Below are 7,397 nucleotides of genomic sequence, written 5' to 3'. Positions count from 1 at the left end.
AAGCGCGTCGCGCTCGCCGATGTCGTCATCAGCACCGCGCTGATCCCGGGCCGCGCCGCGCCGACGCTGATCACCGAAGAGATGGTCAAGTCGATGAAGCCGGGCTCGGTGATCGTCGACATCGCGGCCGGCAAGGGCCCCGACCTCGCGGGCGGCCTGACCGGCGGCAACTGCCCGCTCAGCGAGGCCGACAAGACGGTCGTGCGCCATGGCGTCACGATCGTCGGCGAGACGAACCTGCCGGCGCTGGTCGCGGCCGACGCGAGCGCGCTGTACGCGCGCAACGTGCTCGACTTCCTGAAGCTCGTGCTGACCAAGGAAGGCACGTTCGAGGTGCCGATGGACGACGACATCGTGGCCGCGTGCCTGATGACCCAGGCCGGCGAAGTCAAAAGAAAGTAAGAGGCAGCCCCATGGAACACGAAATCGTCTCCCACACGATCACCAACCTGATCATCTTCGTGCTCGCGATCTACGTCGGCTACCACGTCGTCTGGACCGTCACGCCSGCGCTGCACACGCCGCTGATGGCGGTGACGAAYGCGCTGTCGGCGGTCGTGATCGTCGGCGCGATGCTCGCKGCCGCGCTGACCGAAGGCGGCTTCGCGAAGAGCTTCGGCGTGCTCGCGGTCGCGCTCGCGGCGGTCAACATCTTCGGCGGCTTCCTGGTCACGCGGCGSATGCTCGAGATGTTCCGGAAGAAGGACAAGAAGGCCGCGGCTCCGAAGGAGGAGACCAAGTGAGCCTGAACCTCGTCACGCTGTTCTATCTGATCGCGAGCGTCTGCTTCATYCAGGCGCTCAAGGGCCTGAGCCACCCGACCTCGTCGATCCGCGGCAACCTGTTCGGCATGGCCGGCATGGGCATCGCCGCGGTCACGACCGGCGCGCTGATCGTCAAGCTCGCCGACGGTCATGCGGGCGGGCTCGCGTGGGTGCTGCTCGGGCTGCTGGCCGGCGGCGGCTACGGCGCKTACCGCGCGAAGACCGTCGAGATGACGAAGATGCCGGAGCTGGTCGCGTTCTTCCACAGCATGATCGGCCTCGCCGCGGTGTTCATCGCGGTCGCKGCSGTCGCCGAACCGCACGCGTTCCAGATCGTCGCGAAGGGCGAWCCGATYCCCGGCGGCAACCGCTTCGAGCTCGCGCTCGGCGCGGCGATCGGCGCGATCACCTTCAGCGGTTCGGTGATCGCGTTCGGCAAGCTCTCGGGCACCTACAAGTTCCGCCTGTTCAAGGGCGCGCCGGTGCAGTTCCCGGGCCAGCACATCCTGAACCTGGTGCTGGGCCTGGCGCTGATCTTCTTCATCTACGGCTTCGTCGCGAGCCAGAGCTGGGTCGACTTCAGCGCGCTGCTCGCGATCGCCTTCGTGCTCGGCGTGACGATCATCATCCCGATCGGCGGCGCCGACATGCCGGTCGTCGTCTCGATGCTGAACAGCTACTCSGGCTGGGCCGCGGCGGGCATCGGCTTCAGTCTGAACAATGCGATGCTGATCGTCGCGGGTTCGCTGGTCGGCTCGTCGGGCGCGATCCTCTCGTACATCATGTGCAAGGCGATGAACCGCTCGTTCTTCAACGTGATCCTCGGCGGCTTCGGCGGCGAGGCCGCGGCCGCGGGCGGTGCGAAGGCCGAGGCGCGGCCGGTCAAGAGCGGCAGTGCCGATGACGCCGCGTTCGTGCTCGGCAACGCCGAGACGGTCGTGATCGTGCCGGGCTATGGCTTGGCGGTCGCGCGTGCGCAGCACGCCGTCAAGGAACTCGCGGCGAAGCTGACCGAGAAGGGCGTGACCGTGAAGTACGCGATCCACCCGGTCGCCGGCCGGATGCCCGGCCACATGAACGTGCTGCTGGCCGAGGCCGAGGTGCCCTACGACCAGGTCTTCGAGATGGAAGACATCAACGGCGAGCTCGGGCAGGCGGACGTGGCGATCATCCTCGGCGCCAACGACGTCGTGAACCCCGCCGCGCTGACCAAGGGCAGCCCGATCTACGGCATGCCGATCATCGAGGCCTACAAGGCCAAGACCATCATCGTCAACAAGCGCTCGATGGCCGCCGGCTACGCCGGCCTCGACAACGAGCTCTTCTACATGGACAAGACCATGATGGTGTTCGGCGACGCGAAGAAGGTCGTCGAGGACATGGTCAAGGCGATCGAGTAAGACGCCACGCCGGTTCGCCCGAGCGCGGCGGCCCTCGGGGCTCGAATCAGTTCTTCTTGTCCTGACCCCGGCCCTCGCCGCGCTCGTGTTCCTTCTCTTGTCCATGCCCCTGGCCCTGTCCTCGCCCCGGGCGCTCCTGTGGCGCTGGCATCGGGCCTGCGGGGACGGGTCGGCCCGCAGAGGGTTCGGGTCGCGCCGGCACCGGGTGCTGCGGCGCGCGCTCAGGTGCCGCGGCGTGGCCCTGCGGCCCGCGCTCGGCGGGCATGGCGGGCCGCTGGGCGTTCTCGTGGGCGCGTGAAGGCGGCGGCGGGACCGGGTGATTCGGAACCGCCGGCATCTCTCCGCGCGGCGCGGCCTGGCGTGACGGCAGCTCGTTCGCGGGCGATCGCGGCGGTGCAGCGGTCTGCTGAAAGTGCTGCCTCACGGCCGCGTCATGCGGCTGGTAGCGGTAGTTCTGGCTCTGCAGCGCTCGCTGTTGCGCGACCGGCGGATACCGGTTGCCCGTGTACTGGCGCTGATAGACCGGCAACGGCGCGGGTGCCGGCACAGCGGCGCGGTTCCATCGGTCCCATCCGGGGCGTCGTTGCTCCCAGCGGTGCCCCCAGTGCTCGCCCCAGCGCGGCGGCCCGTCGGGTCGCCAGGCGCGGAAGTACATCGGCGGGTCGCGGTAGTAGCGCACCGGGATGCGCAGCACGAACACGGGCACGAACACCGGGTCGACCAGCGACCACGGGCCGTTGTACCAGGAGCTCGCGTACCAGGTGTCCGACTCGTAGACCCAGTACATGCCGTCGTAGAAGAAGAAGTTCGCGCCGACGGCCGGGGCGTAGTAGACCGGATAGCCCGGCACCCGCACGAGTTGCGGATACGCCGGAACGTTGATCCCGATGCTCACGCTCACCTGGGCGGAGGCGGAGGCGGAAGCGATGAGCCCGCATGCCAACATCAGTGCAAGGATCGTGCGGCGCATGGTTGTCTCCTGTTGTTCGATTCACGTTGGAGCATCGGCGCTTCGCGGCGTCCGCGGAGCCGGCCAAGCGCCTGCGCGACTGTAGGCGGCCTCCCACCCGCTCACGCCGCGAGCAGCGTCGCCACCTCCGCGGCCGAGCGCACGCCGAGCTTCGCGTAGACCCTGGCGCGGTGGACCTCGACGGTGCGCACCGAGACATGCAGCTCGTCGGCGATGACCTTGTTCAGCTTGCCGGCCGCGACGCGCTGCATCACCTCGTGCTCGCGCTCGGTCAGGCTCGCCAGCCGCGCGGCGCGCTCCTCGCTGCGGGCGTCGGTCTGGCGCATCGCGGCGTCGACCGCGAGCGCCTGCTCGATGCGCTCGGCCAGCGCGTTGTCGCTGTACGGCTTTTCGAGGAAGTCGAACGCGCCGTTCTTCAGCGCCTCGACCGCCATCGGGATGTCGCCGTGCCCGCTGAGAAACAGCACCGGGTTGCGCAGGCGCCGCGCGACCAGCTCGTCGAACACGCGCAGGCCGGACATCGGCTCCATCCGCACGTCGAGCACGAACACGCCGGCCAGCGCGCGCGCCGATGCCGCCAGTTCGGCGTCGACCGCAGCGAGCAGTTCCGGGCCGCTCGCGAAGCTGCGCACCGTCAGCCCGCGCGAGCCGAGCAGGAAGCCGAGTGCGTCGCGCACCGCGGCTTCGTCGTCGAGCAGGTAGACGACGCGTGCGTCGGCGCTCACACGGCACCCTCGGCTTCGAGCGCACTGAGCGTCATCGGCAGATCGACCGGCAGCGTCATCGAGAACCACGCGCCGCCGCCGGGCGCCTCGACCGCGTCGAGCACGCCCTGGTGCGCTTCGAGGATCGAGCGGCAGATCGCCAGCCCCATGCCCATGCCTTCGAGCTTGGTCGAGTAGAACGGCGCGCACAGCGCCTCGATGCGACGGCCTTGCAGCCCCGGGCCGTTGTCGCGCACATCGACACGCACGAAGCGCTGGTCGGGGGTGCGCAGCGTGCGGACCTCGAGCTGGCGCTCGTGGACGGCCGTCATCGGCTGCTCGGCGAGCGCGTCGCAGGCATTGCGCACGAGGTTGATCACGACCTGCTCGATCAGCACCGCATCGGCGACCAGCGTCGGCAACTCGGCCGCGAGCACGAGCGTCAGCTGCACGCGTTGGCGCGCCAGCTCGCGGCGCAGCAGGTCGACGCCGCCCTCGACGACCGCGTTCAGCGAGCAGGCCTCGAGCTGCGGTTCGCGGCGCGTCAGGAACTGGCGGATGCGCTGCACGATGCGCCCGGCATGCGCGGCCTGCTCGCCCAGGCGCTGCAGCGCGCGCAGCACGGTCGGATCGGTGGCGCTGCCGGCCGGTGCGTCACGCTGCAGCGAGTTGATCACGCCGGCGTTGTAGCTCGAGATCGCGCTCAGCGGTTGGTTCAGTTCGTGCGCGAGGGTCGATGCGATCTCGCCCAGCATCGTCAGACGTGCGTGGTGCGCCATCGCGTCGGTCTGGTGGCGCTCGCGCTCCTCGAGCCGCTTGCGCTCGGTGATGTCGACCACCGAGCCCATCCAGCCGATGTGCCGGCCGCTGGCATCGACGAGCGGTGCCTCGAACACGATCACGTCGATCGTCGCTCCGGAGCTGTGCCGCCAGCAGGTTTCGTAGCCGCTGCGCGGCGCATCGCCGGCCATGTTGCGGCGGTGCCGGCCCATCGACGCCTCGATCGAATCCGGCGGCCAGTACGGCATCGGCGGCAGCCGCCCGTTCAGCGCCTCGGGGGCATAGCCGACGATGTCGGCGAACGCGCGGTTCACGTAGACGAGCCGGCCGTCGAGATCGCGCGCCCGCAGCCCGACGGTCAGCGAATCCTCCATCGCGCTGCGCCACGCGGCCTCGGTGCGCCATGCGGCCTCGGCGCGTGAGACGTCGAGCACCTGGCGCCGCAGCATCCAGGTGATCGCCGCGATCAGCGCGACGAAGCCGGCGACCATCGCGGCCGGCAGGCTGCGGTACCAGGGGCGTATGCGGTCGCGCGCGATCAGCTCGAGGTAGCCGTCGGTCAGCGTCGGCTCCAGGCTGATCCGGTGCGACTGGCGGTCGCCCGGATCGCGGCCCTCGGTGGTCGACGCCATCACGTCGCCGAAGCTGTCGACCAGACGCACGTCGTACTTGCGCGCCAGCCACCACGGCACGTTCTGGCGCAGCATGTCGGTGGGCGAGTAGCGCGCGATCAGCGCGCCGCCCGAGGCCAGCGGCGCACGCAGGTGGGCCGTCAGCCCGCTGCCGGCGAGGCTGGGCAGATCGGGTCGTGGCGCCATCTCGGGCAGGTGGGCGACGATCCGGTTGCTGGCATCGAGCCAGGTCAGGCCGATCCAGAACCGGTGCAGCCCCTGCTGCACCTCCGGTGCGGCCTGGAAGCCCTGCGGGCCGAGGCCGCGCCGATCCATGTCGGCCGCGAACTCGTTCAACAGCGCGCTCTCGTGTTCGATGCGTGCGCTGACCTGAGCCTGCAGCGACAGCGCGTCCGAGATCAGCTCGGTGCGCTGTTCCTCGCGTTCTGCCTGCTCGCTGCTGCGCAGCCAGGTCAGCACCGCGGCGACGAAGGCGAGCGAAATCAGCAGCGGCAGCGCCCACAGGCCGCGCCGCAGCGCCGGTCGCGGCGGCAACGCCAGCGCAGGGCGCGGCGGCGCCGTCACGGCACCGGCGGCCGCGGACGGTCGGGGTTCGGGTGCCGGCGCGCGCATGCGGCGAAGTCTATGTCCGTGGACGCACAAATGTGGAACTCCACAATTCCCGCCCCGTCGCGCGCGAACCAGAATCCGGCGCACAAGAAAAACAAGACCCGCATCCATTCCAACGACAGGAGACAAGCCGTGTCGATCGCCCTCGTCCGTCGGGCGGCCCTGGCCGCCTGCGCGTTCGCCGTGTTCGCCTGCGGCGGCGCGCTCGCGCAGACGCCGCCCATCGTCATCAAGTTCAGCCATGTCGTCAGCCCCGACACGCCGAAAGGCAAGGCGGCGCTGAGGTTCAAGCAGCTCGCCGAAGAGGCGACCCACGGCCGCGTCAAGGTCGAGGTCTACCCGAACAGCCAGCTCTACAAGGACAAGGAAGAACTCGAGGCGCTGCAGCTGGGTGCGGTGCAGATGCTGGCGCCCTCGCTGTCCAAGTTCGGGCCGCTCGGTGCGAAGCAGTTCGAGATCTTCGATCTGCCCTACATCTTCCAGACCGAAGCGCAATTTGTGCAGGTCACGAGCGGCAAGATCGGCCAGGAGCTGATGACCGGCCTCGAGAGCAAGAACATCAGGGGCCTGGCGTACTGGAGCGGCGGCTTCCACGTGTTCTCGGCCAACAAGCCGCTGCGCAAGCCCGAAGACCTGAAGGGCCTGAAGATGCGCATCCCTTCGTCGAAGGTGCTCGAGGCGACGCTGCGCACCGTGGGCGCGCTGCCGCAGGTGATGCCGTTCTCCGAGGTCTACCAGGCGATGCAGTCGGGCGTGGTCGACGGCACCGAGAACATCCTGTCGAGCTACACGACACAGAAGTACTTCGAGGTCCAGAAGCACATCACGCTGACCAACCACACCCACACCGGGTATGCGCTGATCGTCAACAAGAAGTTCTGGGACGGCCTGCCGCCCGACGTCCAGGCACTGCTGGCCAAGGCCGTGAAGCAGGCCAGCGAGTTCGAGGAGCAGCTCGTCGCACAGGAGAACACGGACGCGCTGGCCGAACTGAAGGCCTCGGGCAAGACGCAGGTGCACGACCTGACGCCGGCCGAGCGCGAAGTCTGGCGCAAGACGCTGTGGCCGGTCCACAAGGAAATGGAATCGCGCATCGGCGCGAGTCTGTTGAACCAGGTCTACCAGGCCACCGGCGTGGCGCGCTGACCGAAGCCCCATTACTTGACGTTCCTTTGACGTTCCTTTGACGTTCCCGCAGGAGACTACCCATGACCCACACCATCACCACCCGCCGTGCCGTGCTCGCCGTCGCCGCCGCGCTCGCCCTCGCGGCGCCCGCGATCGGCCGTGCTCAGGCGCCGATCGTCATCAAGTTCAGCCACGTCGTCGCCCCCGACACGCCGAAGGGCAAGGGCGCGATCAAGTTCAAGGAACTCGCCGAAGAGCGCACCAAGGGCAAGGTCAAGGTCGAGGTCTACCCGAACAGCCAGCTCTACAAGGACAAGGAAGAACTCGAGGCGCTGCAGCTCGGCTCGGTGCAGATGCTGGCACCCTCGCTCGCGAAGTTCGGCCCGCTCGGCGTGAAGGAATTCGAAGTC

General features: G+C 68.9%; 6 protein-coding genes and 2 pseudogenes. 5 read left to right on the top strand and 3 right to left on the bottom strand.

The genetic code is table 11. From position 1 onward, the window contains the following. From AC1DTW_RS27905 to AC1DTW_RS27895, 3 genes and pseudogenes are all read left to right on the top strand, one after another. Positions 1 to 402 (top strand): annotated as a pseudogene (locus AC1DTW_RS27905) (NAD(P)(+) transhydrogenase (Re/Si-specific) subunit alpha); the annotation flags it as partial. Between the two features lie 11 nt (positions 403 to 413). After that, positions 414 to 743 carry an NAD(P) transhydrogenase subunit alpha part 2 gene (locus AC1DTW_RS27900; protein ID WP_477985260.1) on the top strand — a complete coding sequence of 110 codons (330 nt, stop codon included), beginning with the start codon at positions 414 to 416 and terminating at the stop codon, positions 741 to 743. Next, positions 740 to 2,164, top strand: a complete 1,425-nt coding sequence (locus AC1DTW_RS27895; RefSeq protein ID WP_477985258.1) for an NAD(P)(+) transhydrogenase (Re/Si-specific) subunit beta — start codon at positions 740 to 742, stop codon at positions 2,162 to 2,164. The genes AC1DTW_RS27900 and AC1DTW_RS27895 overlap by 4 nt, the downstream gene beginning before the upstream one ends. A 46-nt stretch (positions 2,165 to 2,210) precedes the next feature. Here the strand turns inward: AC1DTW_RS27895 and AC1DTW_RS27890 are convergent, their stop codons facing one another. The 3 genes from AC1DTW_RS27890 to AC1DTW_RS27880 form a co-directional block, all read right to left on the bottom strand. Further along, positions 2,211 to 3,134: a chromosomal replication initiator protein DnaA gene (locus AC1DTW_RS27890; RefSeq protein ID WP_477985256.1), complete on the bottom strand. Its 924-nt coding sequence runs from the start codon at positions 3,132 to 3,134 to the stop codon at positions 2,211 to 2,213. A gap of 101 nt (positions 3,135 to 3,235) precedes the next feature. Continuing rightward, positions 3,236 to 3,859, bottom strand: a complete 624-nt coding sequence (locus AC1DTW_RS27885) for a response regulator transcription factor (RefSeq protein WP_477985254.1) — start codon at positions 3,857 to 3,859, stop codon at positions 3,236 to 3,238. After that, entirely contained in the window at positions 3,856 to 5,862 is a 2,007-nt protein-coding gene (locus AC1DTW_RS27880; RefSeq protein WP_477985252.1) for a sensor histidine kinase, read from the bottom strand. Before AC1DTW_RS27880 ends, AC1DTW_RS27885 begins: the two co-directional genes overlap by 4 nt. A 129-nt stretch (positions 5,863 to 5,991) precedes the next feature. On the opposite strand from AC1DTW_RS27880, the gene AC1DTW_RS27875 reads away from it, so the two are divergent. After that, positions 5,992 to 7,005, top strand: coding sequence for a TRAP transporter substrate-binding protein (locus AC1DTW_RS27875; protein WP_477985250.1), 1,014 nt, complete (start codon positions 5,992 to 5,994; stop codon positions 7,003 to 7,005). A 62-nt stretch (positions 7,006 to 7,067) separates the two neighbouring features. Next, positions 7,068 to 7,397 (top strand): annotated as a pseudogene (locus AC1DTW_RS27870) (C4-dicarboxylate ABC transporter); the annotation flags it as partial.

The sequence above is a fragment of the Rhizobacter sp. P5_A1 genome (assembly GCF_056400745.1).
This window is presented reverse-complemented; position numbering and strand designations above follow the sequence as displayed.

Bases quoted from the DNA above. Each gene is read 5' to 3' on its own strand.
- AC1DTW_RS27890 (WP_477985256.1), bottom strand. From the start codon at position 3,134: ATGCGCCGCACGATCCTTGCACTGATGTTGGCATGCGGGCTCATCGCT.
- AC1DTW_RS27880 (WP_477985252.1), bottom strand. From the start codon at position 5,862: ATGCGCGCGCCGGCACCCGAACCCCGACCGTCCGCGGCCGCCGGTGCC.